The following is a 17,273-nucleotide window of genomic DNA, read 5'->3' as shown; positions in this document are numbered from 1 at the left end:
TATGCGGTTCGCTAGCCCATGTTGGGATTCTGGGGAACCGAGTCGCAGGTTGGATCAACCGGTGACCAGGACTGAGCAGAGTCAGACCAGAAGCTTGAAGCCACCTGCACCCAGCTGCTGTCGGACAGGGAACCTGCCTTGATGATTGTCAGGCCGGGGTTTTCTTCAATGAAGCTCACAAGGGGAGAGCCACACTTGCCGCAGAAGCCGCGTTTGACATGGCTGCCTGCTGTTCCCTGCACCGTGTAGGTTTTGAGGTCACCCTTCATGTCGACCGCAGCAGATGGGACGAACACGATTGTTGCCTTGCCGCTGCCTGTGGACTTTTGACAGTCCGTGCAATGGCAATGGTGGCTAGAGACCACCTGATCGCGATCAAAAGAGTAGGTTATGTCGCCGCAAAGGCAGCCGCCGGTTGCTGTGTTGGTCATGTCATTTCCCTGTCGTGTTTTTTGTTGGCGATAGTCTAGCCCGTGGTGTCTTGGGAGTCAGGGGGCTGTGTCAGCATGGCTACCTAAGGGGAAAATGGGTGGCGGCACTAGTCGTCCATGCCAGCGATCCACTCGCGGATGAGAGCAACGCCCTCGCGGTGGATCGTGGAGCGGCCAAGCTCCGGCATCATGATGCCCGGATCAGTCGAGTCCATGCGGTAGACGATGATGGAAGACTCAGGGTCGCCGGGGTTGATTGAAAAATCATGCCCGCCTGATCCGCGGCCTGCTGCAACAGGGCGTTTGAAGATGCCGAATTGCGCAGGTGTGGTGGCGCGGGTGTCCAGATAGAGGCCCGATGTATGAGCCGGGCCATCAGGCGCGTGGCAGTGGGCGCAATTGATATCCAGGTAGCCGCGCGCGCGGTCAGCGACAGGTAGTGTGGCGTCGTCCCACTGTGCAATACGGGGGGCGTCATCAGGACTGTCCGGTGTGCCTGTCAGGATGCCTGCCTCGGTCCACCTGGTGAGCTGGTTGGTGATGCCATCCGTATACGAATAGTCTTTGTTGAGGTGCTTGGCTTCCGGCCCGATGGGGACCGTAGTGCGGTCGCGGCCCGTGCCTTTGACGTGGCAGGAGCGGCACTGGTTCATGTTCGGCACCGCATAGCGAATGGTGCGGTTGGTGCCGTCAGCGGTAATCCATGAAACGTCGAGCTTGGCGCCCAAGGGAGACAGCGCGGCGTCGGTCATGTCCGCATTCCAGACATAGGGATAGGTCCGCCAGCCTTTGGGGGTGTGCGCCAGAATGCGCGTCTCAATCAGTCGCAGGTTCTCACCGGGTGCGCGGGCGTCCTGCGGGTAGGCAAATGTCTTGATGAGGGCAGAGCCCACCGGCAATGCAAAGACATCATCAGGATTGTACTGAGCGGTCTTGCCTTCAGGGACATAGACGAAGCGCAGTTTCTCAGCGTAGTCCGTGAACAGCGGTGTGATGAGATCGTAGGGCAAGACGCGGTCCGCAGGCGTGTGCGCCTTCAGGTCATCAAAGAAGCCATACTCGGACAATGCCTTGGGTGCGACGCTGCCGGTGATGGCGGCGTCGTTGACGGCTGCATGCGCTGATGTTGCGGCGGCCCATGCCATACTCAGGACAACGAGCCATTTACTTACACGCCGGATGGTCACTGCTGGGGCGCCTCACTGGATGCAGCCTCTGAGCCTGGTGCTGAAACATTAGCGCCCGCCAGGCGCGTGCCGCCGCCGGCATGATCTGGCAGCTCACGGCTTGGCGAGTGGAACCAGTTCCAGGCGAAGTAGCCGATCACATCCACGTCGATGAAGGTGGCTTGCCCGGTTTCAGGGTCGCTGCCTGCGTTGTCGCCAATGTAGACGCCGCGGTCTTCAGGGATGCCGGTGAAGTAATGCCACAGGGGGATGTTGCCGTCCCACACGATATCGGGAACGGGCGTGCCGGAGATCGAAGCAATCAACTCACCGATGTCGTTGTCAGGTGCCATGCCATTGCTGGTGAAACTGTTTCCCCACACGGAAATGCCTTCCGGATACGGATAATAATTGTCGTCTTCAAATTCATTTGGGTAGGCGACAATCATGACGCCGGCTGTGCCGTTGTTGGAAATCTCATTGTCGAAGACTTCCACCTTTGCATTGGCCATCACCATGACGCCGGTGCCCATGGGCACACCACCAACGATGTTGCCGGCGGGGGCAAAGTTGGGCGTGTCATTGTTGATGATCTTGTTGTTGAAGACGCGGACGGAATGTCCGCCCTGCTGCGGCAGGTTGGGGAGGTCAAACACAAGAACACCGCCGGTGTTGTGCTGGGCCACATTGTCATAGACGTCGGCGACGTAGCTGTTTTCAATCTCGATGCCAGCCACGTTGTATTCGGCCAACGAGTTACGCACGACGATGTTGTCTGACTGGCCGACATAGATGCCAGCGTCAGATGCGCCGCGGGCGATGGCACCATCAATCAGCACATTCTTGGACGCGACCGGATAAAGGCCGTAGGCACCGTTGAGCGGGTCAGGACCGTTTGTCCATTCCGTACGCACGCGGATGAAGGAGATGCCATCGGCGCCAATGACCTTGATGGCGTCACCCTTGGCGTCTTCCACGGCAAAATCCATCAGGACGACGCCGGAGGACTCCACCAAAAGGCCCTCGGCACCACTTTCCTGGGTGCGGAAGGACAGGATGGTCTGATCCATGCCCGCACCCTTGATGGTGACGTCGTCCACATTGAGGGACAGCCCTTCGGTCAATTCATATCGGCCCGGGCCCAGTTCGATGACGGCACCAGGTTCGGCCATCATCAAGGCCTGCTGAATGGCTGTGTAGGCATCCGGAGCCGCGGTCATTTCGGATGCGGCGCGATCCGGCACGCTCTCTTCCGCCGTTTGTGAGGTTTCTGGCGCAACGGGCTCGTTCGACTGCGCCATGGCTGGCACAGCGGTCGCAATGGTCAGTGCGGCAAACAGGCTGAGAGTGAGCTGGAATGGTGTGGGTTGGTGCTGCGTCACGGTCATCAGGCGATCCTTTGTGCGTGCTTGCTTGGGCACGCTGAGATTGATTTTGGGCCGTGGGGCCAGTGTGGCTGCCGGTGTGTCTGTCCAAACCGTAACTCGACATCACACTCTCCTGACAGGAAGATTGGCATGACGATGAGATTTGGCCTTGAGGCAGATCAGGCGCACTCAGGAGAGCTTGCGCCCAAAAGTGGCCCGGCAGGCCTGAAGACGAAGTAAATCCCGGATTGCGGGTCGCTTTGAGGACGAAACAGCTGTCGCCAGACGATGCTCTGAGGCGGAGCGGGCAGCTGGGGACTAGTCCCGGAACAACCGCACTGAGTGCGTTTTTCGTGGGGCGGCTGTTGCTGATTTGCACGCCTTTCTGGCGCTAAAAGGGGCAGTTTTGATTCGTCCCGAAGGCGGGATCGCTCTCCTGCTAAGCGACTGAACATATGGATATATTGCACCGCAGCATGGAGTGAATGATTAGCGTATCGTTAACAAAACTGCTCAAAACGTGACCAAAAAGCCATACCCGTACCCAATGATGTTATCGCGGCGTCACATTCCATCACAATCGGGTTGACTCACAGGGGGTCATCCAGTGGTCTAGGCGCGAGGGATGCTGACTGGCCGGGGGGACAGGGAACGTGCTCTATATTTTAGAGCCCCTACTCCTCCTAGCTTCGTCATTACGTCTAATAAGCGAGGATCGAGGAGGATCGCTCAAATGACTACTCGCAATTTGCGATCCGCACTCCTAGGCAGTGCCGTGGGTGTGGGTCTGCTGGTCTCAGGGGGACAAGCACATGCTTTGTCTACTGAGTTCGGCGAACTGAAAATCTTCTTTGACACGACGGTTTCCGTCGGTGTTCAGATGAAGACCAAGGATGCGCGCTCTGCGTTCCTGACAGAATTCAACGGCGGTAACTTCGACCCACGTGAGGCCAGCACAATTGGCGTTACGACTCTGGTGCCTACGGGTACTGCCAACCTGTTTGGTTTCCCGGCATCTGTTGCGCCGGTGACGTCAACAAACAACGGTGCCCTTGGCGGCACTGTCGTGCCGTTCAACTTTGACGACTCGCCCAACACGGACGACCGTTTCTTGAACTTCGGTGCCGGCGATCTGACGTCTGCCAACATCAAAGCCAACCACGACTTCCAGGCCACATGGCGCAACTTCACGTTGTTCGCCCGTGCCACGGAGTTCTATGACGCTGTTTTGGATAATGACAGCTCGTACAACCGGTTCGGTATTGACGACAACAACAAGGAAGAAGTGGGCCGCGACATTCGCCTGCTCGACCTTTACCTGTCAGCTGACTTTGATCTCGGCAGCCTGCCGGTCAACTTCCGCGCTGGTAAGCAGGTTATCTCCTGGGGTGAAGGTACCTTCATCTTCAACGGCATCAACGCGGTCAACCCAGTTGACGTCAGCGCATTCCGTCGTCCAGGTGTGGAAATCAAGGAAGGCCTGATTCCGGTCTGGGCCTTGTACGGTTCTGTGGGTCTGCCATTCGACCTGTCTTTGGAAGCGTTCTACCAGCTTGACTGGGAACCATTCCAGCTTGATCCAGCCGGTACGCCGTTCGCTGGTTCAGACGTGGCGAATGCCAACTCCAGCATCGGTGGTAACCAGGGTGTCGGTTTCTATTCCGGCTCACTGCGCTCCGGTCCAAACCTGCGTAACTGTGACAACACAACCAACGCCACGCGTAACCTTGCGGCGGCACTTGGTCAGGCTGCACGTTATGCTCAGTTGGTTGGTACGGGTTGCTCCACTGCTTCATCGCAGCATTACCTGACAAACCTGCCGACAGATGGCTCCGCTCAGACAATTCTCCTGAACGGCTACACTAGCGCCAGCACCGGCACGAACATCGTTGACGATGTGTCCAACGTTCATGCTCTTGAAGGCACGACCCGTGGTCGTGACATCAACGCCAAGGACGAAGGTCAGTTCGGTGTTGCTCTTCGCTGGTACTCAGAAGCTCTGAACTCAACCGAGTTTGGCTTCTACTACATGAAGTACCACTCCCGTCTGCCAATCGCCCAGGTGAAGCCAGACGGCATCGCTCAGGTTGAAACAAGCATTCAGGCTCCTGGTTCCACCGGTACGGCCATTGCTTCTGGTGCACAGGCTTGTGGCGCGCTTCTTGGCGCTGGTAACCGTGACTTTGCGGATACCTCACTTGCCAATGGTGGCTTCCTCGAAGGCGTGAATGTTGCTGACCCGAATGCGTCCGCTGCAGCCATGGCTTCAACTGCTGCTGCTGTTTACGGTGCTCTGGGTAACGCAACTGCTGTTGCTGATCTCGCGGGTATCACTGCTGGCCAGTCCACAGTGAACATGCGTCAGGTTGCGCTCATCAAGTGCGGTATCTTCATCGGTACCTCCACGACGATCGCAATTCCGGGTCTGGGTAACATCCCGATCGCTCCGGATGGCGTTGAAAACATCGGCGTGACACAGAACCTGTCAACCACACTGATCTACCCAGAAGACATTGAGCTTTGGGGTATCAGCTTCAACACCACAGTCGGCGACTGGGGCGTGCAGGGCGAAGTGTCCTACCGTCCAAACCAGCCGCTGCAGGTTGACACCACGCAGCAGACTATTTCTGCCGCTGGTGCACAGTGTGTCGGTGCCATCACCTTCGGTGACGTTCTGCGGACGGCGATTTCGCCGCTTTCCACAGAGCCAGGTACTCAGCCACTCGCAACCGACCTTACTGGTTGTAAGCCTGAGAACTTTGGTCGTACGCCAACTGCCTTCGTTCGTGAGGAAGTATTTACCTTCCAGATCGGTACGACGGCTACGTACACAAACTCCAACCCGCTCATCGAATTCCTGGGTGCCGACATCGGTATCCTGGTGACGGAATTTGGCGTCGTGCACGTTCCTGGTGTTCCCGATGAATCGCCTGGTACGCAGGCTGCCGGTGCAGTGGTTGAATTCAACCGCCTCGCTCCAGTTTGCCGCTCTGGTACGGATCTGCCGCTCGGCGCGATCCTGAACCTCGACACCCGTCAGGGTTGCCGTCCGACTGAAACGTCTTACGGTGGTATCCTCCTGACACGTCTCGACTACAACAATGCCTTCGGCACTGCTTGGACGCTCTCACCACAGCTCGTGTACCGTCACGACCTGGAGGGCTTCACACCAGCTCCGCTCGGCAACTTTGTTGAAGACCGTCGTTCAATCGGCATCAGCGTCACTGCAAACCTGCAGAGCACATGGCGTGTTGGCCTGAGCTACACGGACTTCATGGGTTCCGAGACCTATCAGAACAACCTTGATGACGACTTTGTGTCGCTCACAGCGAGCTACTCGTTCTAAGGTTAGACTGAAAACGACTTTGACACCGGACCGTCTCAATCCTGAGGCGGTCCGGGCGTCACACCAAAAACTCGTGGGGAACACGATTGGTCCTAAGGCGCAGGTGATGCTGTGAACCGGATGGCCGCAAACGAACTCTTCAGTGGAGGAAGATTCTCAATGAAAACCAGTGGCATTATTGCGGCTACTATTGCAGGTGGTGTAGCGCTCGGCGCGTCAGCCGCTCTCGCAGCAGTTCCGCAGGCTCAGGCAGACCGCCTGGGTAATGATCTCAACCCGATGGGTGGCGAGAAGGCCGGCAATGGCGGGGCGATCCCGGCATGGACCGGTGGTCTGCCGACACCCCCTCCGGGCGTTACCTACAATGCAGGTGACCGTCTGCAGAACCCGTTCTCGGGTGACGCAGTTCAGTACACAATCAATTCTGGCAACATGGGCCAGTACGACGGTGTTCTGACCGAAGGCTACAAGAAACTGCTTTCGACCTACGACACCTACAAAATGAACGTCTATCAGACACGCCGCTCATGCGCGTTCCCTGAATTCGTTTATGAAGCAAACAAGAATAACGCTGTTGTTTCAGAACTTGTTGGTGGCGGTAATGGTGTTGGCAAAGGCATCATGGGTTCGCCTTTCCCGATCATCAATTCTGGTCTGGAAGCAATCTGGAACCACACTCTGCGCTATCGTGCCTTTAAGGTGACGCGTCAGTTTACGGCTGCTCCTGTTACGGCAACCGGCGACTACACACTGCAGACGGTTCAGGATGAAGCCATCCTTCAGTGGTCTGACCCTTCCAAGGGTGCAGCTGAGGAACTCGACAACATCTCGATCTACTACATTGCCAACACGACCGCTCCGGCGCGTGCGGCTGGTAGCGTGATCCTGGTGCATGAGACCCTCAACCGTGCACTCGATGCTCGTAAGGCATGGCAGTATTCACCAGGTACACGTCGCGTGCGTCGTGCTCCGAATATTGCGTATGACAACCCGGGCACGAACTCAGACGGTCTGTCTACTTCAGACTCGTTTGACGGCTACAATGGCGCGCCAGACCGGTTTGACTGGACTGTTAAGGGCAAGAGCGAAAAGATCATTGCCTACAACACGTATGACGCTGAAACAGCTCCATACGACCAGTACATCCAGGCTCGTCACCTGAACCAGGACAACATTCGTTACGAACTGCACCGTGTGTGGACAATCGAAGCGAACCTGCGTGCTGAAAACCGCCACATCTACAGCCGTCGTGTGAAGCACATGGATGAAGATGCGTGGCAGCTGGCACAGGCTGAACTCTATGACGGTCGCGGTGAGCTGTGGCGCGTGCAGGAACTGCACACGATCCAGCGTTACAACGTACCGACCTGTGGTTCAGGTACTGAAGTGGTGTACGACACTGGTAACGGTCGTTACCTGTCACTCGCCATGCAGAACGAAGAGCCCGGCGTGAACTACTTCGCCGATGAGCTCAACCCTGACCGGTATACGCCTTCGGCTATCCGTCAGCTCGGTGTGCGCTAAGTCGCTGTACGCCTAAGTACGATCCAACGGCGGGCCGGTCCTCATACCCGAGGTCCGGCCCGTTTGTTACTGTCCATCCATACACATCAAAAACCTGGACCATCTCACCTGGTTCCATCGCCCAACCGAGGCCTGGCTGCGGCTGTTAGCCATAGTTTCAGCATCGTGATTTGGGGTCGATTTGACGCTAGGTGAAACCGTTTCAGGGTGTAGGATAGACCTAGAGCTAGACACAGAATTAGACACGCAATCGAGTGTCAGACCGGCGGCAATCTGTTTTCTGTATGCCGGACCTGCACGTATATGCCTCTTGTGTGAGAGGCGAATGAGTGGATTGAGTTAGACCCATGAGCACACTACGCACAGCACTTAAAGGCGGCGTTGCCGCGCTGGTTCTCGCCGGCGTTGCATCCGTGCCTGCCCAGGCCGTGCCTTCAGTTGATCCGGCAGAAGCTGCGGTAATCCGCGAGCTGGAAACCAAAGGCTACGCCACGCCCTCCAACCTTGCCTCCAAAACGCTTCTGGTTGCGGCCGCTGATCTTGGCGAACGCATCGTTGCTGTTGGCCAGTTTGGGCACATTGTGATTTCAGACGATGACGGCGCGACCTGGCGCCAGGCAGCGTCTGTTCCAACCCAGGCGCTTTTGACATCGGTCTATTTTGCTGATGACAAAGTCGGCTACGCGGTTGGCCATGACGCCGTCATCATCAAGACAGAAGACGGTGGCGAAAACTGGGAACTGAAATACGACGACGCAGAAGCTGAAATGCCTCTGTTCTCGGTTCGCTTCGCAGACGCCAACACTGGTGTCGCGGTAGGCGCGTTCTCTACCGCGCTGTCTACCACGGATGGTGGCGAGACCTGGAACCTCCAGTCGGTCATTCCCGATCCTCCTCCCCCGCTGGAAGGTCTTGAGTACGAACCACACCTCAATGCGCTCTTTGAAGGACCTGATGGGTCCATGTTCATTGCGGCTGAAACCGGCTTCGTGTTCCGGTCTCTCGACAGCGGCGCGAACTGGGAACCCATCAAGACACCCTATTTCGGCTCGTTCTGGGGTGGCATGACGCTCGATGACGGCAACATTCTGATCTTCGGCATGCGTGGAAATGTCTGGCGCTCTGAAGACCAGGGCACAACATGGGCGCAGGTTGATACCGGCTCCAAGAAGTCATTTGGTGGCGGCATGCAGATGGACAATGGAGCGATTGTCCTTGCCGGCCTCAATGGCGGTGTTGCCTACAGCACGGATGGTGGCAACACATTCGAAGTTGTGGACCGTCCGGACCGTAAGGGCTACTCGGCTGTTGTGGATGGCCCTGACGGCAGCGTTCTCATCTTTGGTGAGCCTGGCGTTGTGAAGCATCCCGACACGGCTGAAGGTTTCCGCAGCGGAAGCTAGTCACGTCCGACCATAGACCCGCGACATAGCCGCCGCCCCGCCCGGACAGACCTGAAACAAGGTTTACGTCATGGGCAGGGCGGCGGTACTTTTTTGTCTGAACGTCTTTCGCAATACGTCCGAACTGGACGTCCTCGCTGGGGTGACCAATGGCTGACCGCTTCGACCGATACACACGCATCAAAGCATCGCGCGATGCCGGGATCCTGACTCTGATGCTGTCCAATCCAAAGCTGCGCAATGCGGTGGATGAGCAGATGCATCATGAGCTGGCGGACATATTTGTGGACGCGCAGGAAGATGATCAGACCCATGTCATTCTTCTCACTGGCGATCCGGACGGTAATGCGTTTTGCGCAGGGGGCGACATCGCCTGGATGAAAGCTGGACTTGAGGGCAAGGCTGCCAGTCCCAGTGCGTCTGAAGGGCGACGCATCGTCACGACGCTTCTTGATGTGGAGAAGCCGATTGTGGCTGCCATCAACGGGCCTGCGGTTGGTCTTGGGGCAACGATTGCTTTGTTCTGTGACGTCATCTTCATGGGTGAGAGCGCGCAGGTCGCTGACCCGCATGTACGCGTTGGACTCGTGGCCGGTGATGGCGGGGCTGTGATCTGGCCGCAGCTTGTGGGCTATGCGCGTGCCAAGGAATATCTGATGACCGGTGATCCTGTGCGCGCTGCGGAAGCTGAGCGTATCGGACTGGTCAACTATGTGGTCAGCGATGATGAATTGCAGGCGGAAGCTCTTGCCTTTGCGACCAAGCTGGCAGCTGGTGCGCCGCAGGCCATCCAGCACACCAAAGCGGCGGTCAACATGGAGCTCAAGCGGCTCGCGGCTACAGTGTTTGATGCGTCGCTGGCCTATGAGATGATCTCGTTCACGCGGGACGACCATCGAGAGGCCGTGTCTGCGTTTCTTGAAAAGAGGCGGCCGACCTTTACCGGCACATAAGCCTATGACGCAGCGTTCGATGCTCAGGATCGAAGAGGGAGATCATTATGCCCAGTGACACAGCACAGATAGTAGACCACCCCACGGGCGGTGACGGTCTTATCGCTGCTGCCCATGGCTTTGCCGGTGAACTGCGCGAGCGTGCAGCGGAGATTGAGTCCGGGCGTCAGTTGCCGCAGGACATAGCAGACCGGTTTGCAGCCGCGGGCTTCTATCGCATGGCTGTACCCAAGGCGCTGGGTGGGCTTGAAGCAACACCGCAACAGATCGCCGGGGTGATCGATGCTCTGGCACAGGCGGATGGGTCAGCGGCCTGGTGTGTGATGATCGGATCCACGACCGGGCTTACGGCCGCCTATCTTGACCCGGCCGCGGCCGCGCGCATTTATGGTGATGACCCCAATACCATTACAGCAGGTGTCTTTGCGCCCATGGGCACGGCGGACATGTCCACAGACAGTGCAACGGTCAAAGGGCGTTGGGCATGGGGCTCCGGCTCGCACAATGCGCAATGGGTCTTTGGCGGTGCGCGGTTGATATCCGATGGTGCGCCCGTGATGGACGATGCCGGGCGGCCACGGACGCAGATGTTTGCCATGCCGGTTCAGGATTTGAAGCTGCATGACAACTGGGACCCGTCAGGCCTTGCGGGCAGCGGCAGCAGCGACTTTGAGGCCAATGATGTGGTGGTGCCGCTTGGGCATGGGGCGGACATTACCAAGCCTCCAAGTCTCACAAATCCACTCTATGCCTTCCCGGTGTTCGGCCTGCTTGCCGTGGGCATTGCCTCTGTCGCAACGGGACTGGCCCGGCAGGCGATTGACGAGATCATTGAAATTGGTGGCGGCAAAGTCCCTCAGGGAAGCCGCAAGACTCTTGCCCATCGGCCGCAGGCTCAGTCCGAGCTTGCGCAGGGTGAAGCGGAGTTGCGCGCCGCGCATTCCTTTTTGGAGAATGCAGTCGGGGCGGCATGGGATGCTGCCACTGCGGACGGGTCTATTGGCGTCGACCATCGCCGCGACCTGCGTCTTGCTGCGACCCATGCCACAACGGCATCTGCCAGGGTGGTTGACCGTATGTATCTGCTGGGTGGTGGTAGTTCTGTCCACCGGACGTCGCCGCTGCAACGGGCCTTCCGGGACGTCCACGTGGCCACGCAGCATATGATGACCGCGCCCGCGACCTGGGAACTGACCGGCAGGCTCCTGTTCGGACTCGAGACAGACACCGCCACACTTTGACCGGCTGATCTGTGTTCACGCCGGTTGGCCCTGCGCGGGGCCTTAACCCATTTGACCGAATGTGAATGTTCATTCAATTTGATTGAATGGCACATCCTCCGCGTATTCCTGACAGTGCACCTGAGGCCGCCGAGCAAGCGGTTCCGCCCTCAGTTGATGTGCTGCCAGAGGCACTCAACAAGCAGGAGCGCATTCTGAGTGCTGCACTGGAGTTGTTTGCCCGGCGTGGATATCAGGCGACGGCTGTCCCTGATATTGCCAAGTCTGCCGGTGTGGCGACCGGCACAATCTATCGGCATTTCGACACTAAGGACGCATTGCTGAACGTGCTGTATCAGCGGTCGAGGCGTGAGCTCAACGCGTGCGTGTTTGCGCCCGCTCCTGCAGGACCATCTGCCCGCGACGTATTTGGTGTCCTGTGGCGCCGGCTTGCCGGTTGGCTGGCTGAATACCCGGAGCAAGCGACATTTCTGGAGCAGCACTATCATAAGCCGCTGCTTGACGAGAAAAGCCGTGAGGCGGATGGCATTTTCGTGCAGGGCATTGAGCGTTTTGTCATGGGTGCTGTGGCATCCGGAGAGGTTCGGGACATGCCACCTGCCGTCGCCGTTGCCCTTATCTGGGGTGGGGCGCTTGGCATGTTGAAAATGGCAGAGGACGGCCATCTCTCCATCGAGGCATCTGTGGTCGCTCACGCAGAAGCAAGCCTGTGGGACGCATTGCGCACCTAGGCTTGTCGGTCAGGGTGCACCTGCCTTCCCCGACCGCAGTCTATCGGCTAGCGTGTCGCCAAAATTGTCACCAATGGCAGTAACAGGGTGGGCGGAGAGACTTTGGCTATCGAAAAACGAGAATTCACAACCATCGAACGAGATGGTCCAGTGGCCATTGTGCGCTACGACCGTGGCGATGGGCTGAATGCCCTGTCGCGCGCTGCCATGCGTGAACTCACGCAGATTGCGCGGGACTTTCGCGATGATATCGACACCCATGTGATTGTGCTGACAGGCACCGCGAAGATTTTCAGTGCCGGTGCTGATCTCAAGGATCCCGAAATGGCCGGTAGCGAAGACGGGCTGCTGGCACGCCGTCACGGCCTCAAGGTCGGTCCCGACATGTGTGATGCGTGGGAAGACCTCGAGCAGCTCACGATATGTGCCATTGAAGGTCATTGCATCGGGGGTGGTGTGGCGCTGGTTGGGGCGTGCGACATTCGCATTGCCGGTGAGTCCGCAGGCTTCAGACTTCCGGAAATCCCGCTCGGCATGAACATGAGCTGGCACTCCAATCCACGGCTGGTCAATCTGATGGGGCCGGCGCGGGCCAAGCTGTTTGTCATTCTTGGTGAAGTGCTCAAGGCACAAGATGCGCTTGACTGGCGTCTGATCGAAGACGTCGTGGCAGATGGGAGTGCGCTGGATGCAGCGCTTGAGCTCGCTCGTCGTGCAGCGGCCGTGCCACCGGTTCCCTTGCGCATGTCAAAGCAGTCCATCGAGATGGCGGCGAAGGCGCTCAATCCGGTCTCGACCTATATGGATCGGGATCAATTTGCGCTGGCGGCAACGGGTAAGGATCAGCGCGAGGCCATTACCGCCTTTCTTGAAAAGCGCACACCGAAATTCACGGGCGAATAGCGCCCGACGACCAATCAAACACAACATCAAAAACAGGAGGGTCTGATATGGCCGGACGTGTAGACGGAAAAATGGCAATGGTAACGGGCGGTGCGTCAGGTCTGGGCACTGCAACATGCAAGTTGCTGGTCGCTGAAGGCGCCAAGGTCGTTGTTGCTGACATCAATCTCAAAGGGGCGCAGGACGTGGCTGACGCCATCAACAAGGACGCGCCGGGCAGTGCCAAGGCTGTTGAGCTTGATGTGACGTCAGAGAGCGGTTGGCAGACCGCGCTTGATGAAGCGGTTGCCTTCATGGGTGGTCTCAACATTCTCGTCAACAATGCAGGCATTGGCGGCTCCGCGCCGGTTGAGGATGAGACGTTTGAAAACTGGAAGAAGATCCAGTCTGTTGATCTCGATAGTGTGTTTTTGGGCTGCAAATATGCGCTTGGTCACATGAAAGCGCATCAGCCCGGATCGATCGTCAATATTTCCTCGATTGCCGGTCTGATCGCGGGACACAACATGGGCGCCTATAATGCGGCCAAGGCGGGTGTCTGGCTGTTCTCGAAGTCGGTCGCACTGCACTGCGCCAAGCGCGGCTATGACATTCGGTCCAACTCGGTGCATCCGACATTCATCCGGACACCTATTCTGGAAAGTCTGCTGGCCCGCGCGGAAGACGCTGAGACCAAGCTCGCCAAGCAGGTGCCGCTTGGGCGCATTGGTGAACCCAATGATGTGGCCTATGCGGTGCTTTATCTCGCCAGCGATGAGAGCCGGTTTGTCACCGGCTCCGAGATCAAGATCGATGGTGGCATCTCTGCCATGTAGCTGTGTTTCGGTCTGATACACGCTTAACGGCTCATTAGGTTTCCCGTGCACTTAGACGTGCGCGGGGAATCCGCCGCCGCTAGGCTGGGCGTGATGATCGGATCATTGACCAGTGCGGCAGAAGGCTTGCGGTCAGCCCGCGTTGGTGTGGGCAAGGCGGCGAGTGATGTCGTGCGCTCGGCGCAGTCTGCCAGCAATGCTTATCAACAGACGGCATCTGCTGCATCCAGGACATCAGCTTCCTCTTCGGGCAGTGCGGCGCCGCGTTACACGCCGCCACTGGCGCCCAGCACGCAGGCCCAGTCACCTGACCTTGCAGTTGCGGCGGTCAATCTGACGCGTGCAGAGTTTGCCTACAAAGCAACGGCCCAAGCCTTTAAGGCTCAGGCCGAAGTTGTTGAAACGCTTCTGGATACAGTTATCTAGGCCGCGCCTGAAACCGCATCCCCTTCTTTCACATCAGCAATCAGACGGAACTCGGAGAAGTCCGGGTTGTGCATGTCTTCGAGATATTGCTGAGGCGGGAACGGGTAGAGGTTCGGCGTGCCGGACTTGTCGAAGTACCAGCTGTCACAGCCGCCAGATGCCCACACTGTCTGCGGCGCGCGCTCGGCCATGCTCTTGTTGTAGGCATCAAAAGAGGCCTGTTTGGGGGCAATGGCTTCCAAGCCTTCATCGCGCATCTTGTTCAGCATGCTGATGACATAGTCGACCTGGCGTTCTGAAATTGTAATCAGGGACAGATTTCCAACGGGGCCTGTCGGGCCTTCCAGCATCCAGAAGTTTGGAAAGCCGGGCATGCCGACGGCACGGTGGGCGCGGGGAGACCCGTCCCAGCTCTCGCCAAGGTCCTGACCGTTTTCGCCGGTGACTTTGGTGGGCAGGATAAACGCGGATGCATCAAAGCCTGTGGCGAGGATCAGCACATCCAGCTCATGCAGCTTGCCGTCTTTAGTCTCAATGCCCTTGGGGGTGATGCGTGTAATCCCGTCTGTAATCAGGTTGGCATTGTCACGGCTGATGGCCGGGTAGAACTCGGAGCAGAAAATCAGGCGCTTGCAGGCTGCCTGATAGCTGGGTGTCAATTTGGCGCGCAGTTCTGGATCGGCAATCGCTTCTTCCAGATGTTCCGTGCAGGCCTTTTGTACGTCGGCCAGCTTTTCCTGGTCGCCGGTGGTGGCAGCACCGAAGTTCTTGACCATGGTCTTGTAGTAGAAATTGAAGCTGGCTTTCTGCAGTGCCGGGAACTTGCGCATCAGCCATTTCCAGCCGGTTGCATATTCCTTTTGCGGCAGCGGGATCATCCATTGCGGGGTGCGCTGGAAGACATTCATCGTGCCGACCTTGTGGGTGATGGCGCCGATGATCTGCGCTGCTGTGGAACCGGTACCAATGATACCGACCTTGCGGCCTTCAAGCTTTACCGAATGGTCCCAGCGCGCAGTGTGGAACATGTCGCCTTCAAAGCTGTCCAGGCCGTCGATGTTTGGCAGCGTCGGCTTGTGCAGAACGCCTGTCGCGGAAATGACCACGTCATAGTGTTCAACGTCGCCATTGCCGTCAGTGAGTTTCCACTGCGGACCTTCATAGGTGAGGTCGGTCACGGGCGTATTGAATTTAACAACTTTGGTAACGCCGAACTTCTCAGCGGTTTCTTCCATATAGGCCTGGATTTCGGGGCCGTAGGAAAACCGGTGAGACCAGTCGGGGTTGAGATTGAAGGTGAAGGAGTACCAGCGGGAGGGGACATCGCAGGAGAGGCCCGGATACTGATTCTCGCGCCAGGTGCCGCCCACTTTGTCTGACTTTTCATAGACGGTGAGGTCGGTGTAGCCGGCTTCGCGGAGCTTCACGACGGCAGCTATGCCAGACATGCCCGCACCCACAACGGCGATGCGCGGCTGTGTGCCTGCCTTGGCCCAGCCGTTTGATCCGCCGGATGCAAACTCGTTTGTATGCATGTTCATGACGATCTTCTCCCGATCGCGCCGTTCGGCGCCCTTTATTCTGCTTGTTGACGCTAACATGATAGCTTATTGACGGGTTGTCAATAAGGAATTGCACGCATAGACTCAAGCAGGCTAAGAGAAGTCATCAAACGCAGCAGAAAGCCCGTCATGTCTGAAAGAGCCCAGCGTATTCGCCGTACACCGGAAATGGCGCGCGAAGAGATTATCGATGCGACCCAGGCGGCACTGACGGAAATGGACTTCAACGCCCTGACGGTGGATGCCGTGATGCAGCGCACGGGCATGACGCGGTCGTCGTTCTATCACTACTTCAAAAGTGTTGATGAGCTGGCACTCGGCTTTCTGGGCCGTCTCGAGGGTGCCATCCGCGAGACCGTGGATGACTGGCTCAATGGCGACGGGTCCGACGACTACCGGGCTGATACGCATGCCCGCCTCACGACAATGTTCGTGGCCATGGACAACCATCGCACCGGCATGATGGCGCTCGCTCGCGCCTCCAACAGCAGCGAAAAGGTGCATGACGAATGGCGGTCGCGGGTGATTGATTACTTCATTGATTTGACCGCACGCTTCATCCGGCAGCAGATCATGCTTGGGCGATCCAAAGTCGAAAACCCCGACCTGACAGCCCGCAGCCTCATCCTGATGAACAATGCGCTGGCGAATGACAATCTGATGCGCGAAGAGCCTGATGATCCTGCGGTGATCGGCAAGGTGTCAGCAGAGATCTGGAACGCGGCGATTTACGGCAAGTAGCCACCAGTGCATGTGGTGCTTACTGGAACAGCGAAGGCTGGGCCGGTGAGTCCGGCAGTGCGCCTTCCAGCTTCAGTAGAAACTTCTTGGCCTCCATGCCGCCGCCAAAGCCTGTCAGTGCCCCTGTTGACCCAATGACACGGTGGCAGGGCAGGACGATGGGCAACGGGTTGGCCCCATTGGCGGCACCGACCGCGCGGCTTGCTTTTGGTCGACCGGCCTTCTTTGCCATCTCTCCATAAGAAGCGGTCTGGCCATAAGGAATGGTGGCAAGGTTGCGCCATATCTGGTTCTGGAAGTCAGTGCCGTCGAGGGTTAGCGGCAAATCAAACTCTGTCAGGTCACCTGCGAAATAGGCGTCCAGCTGTTTTGCGACTTTCCTGAACCCACCATCATCCTGCTGCCAGTGCTCAGCATGGCGGATCGTCTTGCTGCCGGTAGGGAAGCTGATGAGGTGCAGACTATCTGCATCACCGGCCACCAGCAGGTCGCCGATGGGGCTTGGAATATAGGTGTAGCGCAACTCGCGTTTGAGAATGTGCATGGGGGTCTCGGGCAGTTGATGGCGATGTCCAAGACTATCGCACTGGCGGGAAATGCGCTGGTCGAAATCGGACATGATCATCTGCCCGGCTATGCGGGCTGAACATCGCACATGCGTAGG

15 protein-coding genes are annotated in these 17,273 nt (G+C 57.9%); 10 read left to right on the top strand and 5 right to left on the bottom strand.

The window, feature by feature from the left end; genetic code table 11:
- Positions 1-11 precede the first annotated feature (11 nt).
- From ABXH05_RS06605 to ABXH05_RS06595, 3 genes are all read right to left on the bottom strand, one after another.
- A complete protein-coding gene (locus tag ABXH05_RS06605) occupies positions 12-431 on the bottom strand; it encodes a GFA family protein (protein WP_353560315.1) in 420 nt (139 codons plus the stop codon).
- 107 nt (positions 432-538) lie between these two features.
- Positions 539-1,576: an SO2930 family diheme c-type cytochrome gene (locus tag ABXH05_RS06600; RefSeq protein ID WP_353560314.1), complete on the bottom strand. Its 1,038-nt coding sequence runs from the start codon at positions 1,574-1,576 to the stop codon at positions 539-541.
- Between the two features lie 38 nt (positions 1,577-1,614).
- The gene (locus ABXH05_RS06595; RefSeq protein ID WP_353560313.1) at positions 1,615-2,985 is read right to left on the bottom strand and encodes a parallel beta-helix domain-containing protein; all 1,371 of its coding nucleotides are present in this window, start codon (positions 2,983-2,985) and stop codon (positions 1,615-1,617) included.
- Positions 2,986-3,697: 712 nt separating this feature from the next.
- Between ABXH05_RS06595 and ABXH05_RS06590 the strand changes: the two genes are divergently transcribed.
- From ABXH05_RS06590 to ABXH05_RS06550, 9 genes are all read left to right on the top strand, one after another.
- Positions 3,698-6,310: a DUF1302 domain-containing protein gene (locus ABXH05_RS06590; protein ID WP_353560312.1), complete on the top strand. Its 2,613-nt coding sequence runs from the start codon at positions 3,698-3,700 to the stop codon at positions 6,308-6,310.
- Between the two features lie 159 nt (positions 6,311-6,469).
- The gene (locus tag ABXH05_RS06585) at positions 6,470-7,834 is read left to right on the top strand and encodes a DUF1329 domain-containing protein (RefSeq protein ID WP_353560311.1); all 1,365 of its coding nucleotides are present in this window, start codon (positions 6,470-6,472) and stop codon (positions 7,832-7,834) included.
- Between the two features lie 347 nt (positions 7,835-8,181).
- Positions 8,182-9,237, top strand: a complete 1,056-nt coding sequence (locus ABXH05_RS06580) for a WD40/YVTN/BNR-like repeat-containing protein (RefSeq protein ID WP_353560310.1) — start codon at positions 8,182-8,184, stop codon at positions 9,235-9,237.
- A 149-nt stretch (positions 9,238-9,386) separates the two neighbouring features.
- Positions 9,387-10,190, top strand: coding sequence for an enoyl-CoA hydratase-related protein (locus ABXH05_RS06575; RefSeq protein ID WP_353560309.1), 804 nt, complete (start codon positions 9,387-9,389; stop codon positions 10,188-10,190).
- A 47-nt stretch (positions 10,191-10,237) separates the two neighbouring features.
- Entirely contained in the window at positions 10,238-11,431 is a 1,194-nt protein-coding gene (locus ABXH05_RS06570; protein ID WP_353560308.1) for an acyl-CoA dehydrogenase family protein, read from the top strand.
- Positions 11,432-11,517: 86 nt separating this feature from the next.
- Complete coding sequence (locus tag ABXH05_RS06565; RefSeq protein WP_353560307.1) at positions 11,518-12,162, top strand: TetR/AcrR family transcriptional regulator; 645 nt, start codon at positions 11,518-11,520, stop codon at positions 12,160-12,162.
- A 102-nt stretch (positions 12,163-12,264) separates the two neighbouring features.
- Positions 12,265-13,065, top strand: a complete 801-nt coding sequence (locus ABXH05_RS06560) for an enoyl-CoA hydratase/isomerase family protein (RefSeq protein ID WP_353560306.1) — start codon at positions 12,265-12,267, stop codon at positions 13,063-13,065.
- Positions 13,066-13,112: 47 nt separating this feature from the next.
- On the top strand, positions 13,113-13,880 hold the full coding sequence (locus tag ABXH05_RS06555; RefSeq protein ID WP_353560305.1) for an SDR family oxidoreductase: 768 nt from the start codon (positions 13,113-13,115) through the stop codon (positions 13,878-13,880).
- A gap of 93 nt (positions 13,881-13,973) precedes the next feature.
- Positions 13,974-14,306, top strand: a complete 333-nt coding sequence (locus ABXH05_RS06550; protein WP_353560304.1) for a hypothetical protein — start codon at positions 13,974-13,976, stop codon at positions 14,304-14,306.
- Here ABXH05_RS06550 and ABXH05_RS06545 read toward each other — a convergent pair.
- Positions 14,303-15,847: a flavin-containing monooxygenase gene (locus ABXH05_RS06545; RefSeq protein ID WP_353560303.1), complete on the bottom strand. Its 1,545-nt coding sequence runs from the start codon at positions 15,845-15,847 to the stop codon at positions 14,303-14,305. The two genes, ABXH05_RS06550 and ABXH05_RS06545, sit on opposite strands and share 4 nt — an antisense overlap.
- Positions 15,848-15,997: 150 nt before the next feature.
- On the opposite strand from ABXH05_RS06545, the gene ABXH05_RS06540 reads away from it, so the two are divergent.
- Positions 15,998-16,609, top strand: a complete 612-nt coding sequence (locus ABXH05_RS06540) for a TetR/AcrR family transcriptional regulator (RefSeq protein ID WP_353560302.1) — start codon at positions 15,998-16,000, stop codon at positions 16,607-16,609.
- A gap of 19 nt (positions 16,610-16,628) precedes the next feature.
- Here ABXH05_RS06540 and ABXH05_RS06535 read toward each other — a convergent pair whose 3' ends face one another.
- A complete protein-coding gene (locus tag ABXH05_RS06535) occupies positions 16,629-17,228 on the bottom strand; it encodes a methylated-DNA--[protein]-cysteine S-methyltransferase (protein ID WP_353560301.1) in 600 nt (199 codons plus the stop codon).
- Positions 17,229-17,273: the final 45 nt, after the last annotated feature.

Origin of the sequence: Pyruvatibacter sp. HU-CL02332, from assembly GCF_040362765.1 — a bacterium.
In the GTDB taxonomy this organism is placed as follows: Bacteria; Pseudomonadota; Alphaproteobacteria; order CGMCC-115125; family CGMCC-115125; genus Pyruvatibacter.
This window is presented reverse-complemented; position numbering and strand designations above follow the sequence as displayed.

Coding starts and splice junctions, on each gene's coding strand:
- ABXH05_RS06545 (WP_353560303.1), bottom strand. CDS start 15,847: ATGAACATGCATACAAACGAGTTTGCATCCGGCGGATCAAACGGCTGG.
- ABXH05_RS06595 (WP_353560313.1), bottom strand. CDS start 2,985: ATGACCGTGACGCAGCACCAACCCACACCATTCCAGCTCACTCTCAGC.
- ABXH05_RS06555 (WP_353560305.1), top strand. CDS start 13,113: ATGGCCGGACGTGTAGACGGAAAAATGGCAATGGTAACGGGCGGTGCG.
- ABXH05_RS06565 (WP_353560307.1), top strand. CDS start 11,518: ATGGCACATCCTCCGCGTATTCCTGACAGTGCACCTGAGGCCGCCGAG.
- ABXH05_RS06585 (WP_353560311.1), top strand. CDS start 6,470: ATGAAAACCAGTGGCATTATTGCGGCTACTATTGCAGGTGGTGTAGCG.
- ABXH05_RS06590 (WP_353560312.1), top strand. CDS start 3,698: ATGACTACTCGCAATTTGCGATCCGCACTCCTAGGCAGTGCCGTGGGT.
- ABXH05_RS06600 (WP_353560314.1), bottom strand. CDS start 1,576: ATGGCATGGGCCGCCGCAACATCAGCGCATGCAGCCGTCAACGACGCC.
- ABXH05_RS06535 (WP_353560301.1), bottom strand. CDS start 17,228: ATGTCCGATTTCGACCAGCGCATTTCCCGCCAGTGCGATAGTCTTGGA.
- ABXH05_RS06575 (WP_353560309.1), top strand. CDS start 9,387: ATGGCTGACCGCTTCGACCGATACACACGCATCAAAGCATCGCGCGAT.
- ABXH05_RS06550 (WP_353560304.1), top strand. CDS start 13,974: ATGATCGGATCATTGACCAGTGCGGCAGAAGGCTTGCGGTCAGCCCGC.
- ABXH05_RS06570 (WP_353560308.1), top strand. CDS start 10,238: ATGCCCAGTGACACAGCACAGATAGTAGACCACCCCACGGGCGGTGAC.
- ABXH05_RS06540 (WP_353560302.1), top strand. CDS start 15,998: ATGTCTGAAAGAGCCCAGCGTATTCGCCGTACACCGGAAATGGCGCGC.
- ABXH05_RS06605 (WP_353560315.1), bottom strand. CDS start 431: ATGACCAACACAGCAACCGGCGGCTGCCTTTGCGGCGACATAACCTAC.
- ABXH05_RS06580 (WP_353560310.1), top strand. CDS start 8,182: ATGAGCACACTACGCACAGCACTTAAAGGCGGCGTTGCCGCGCTGGTT.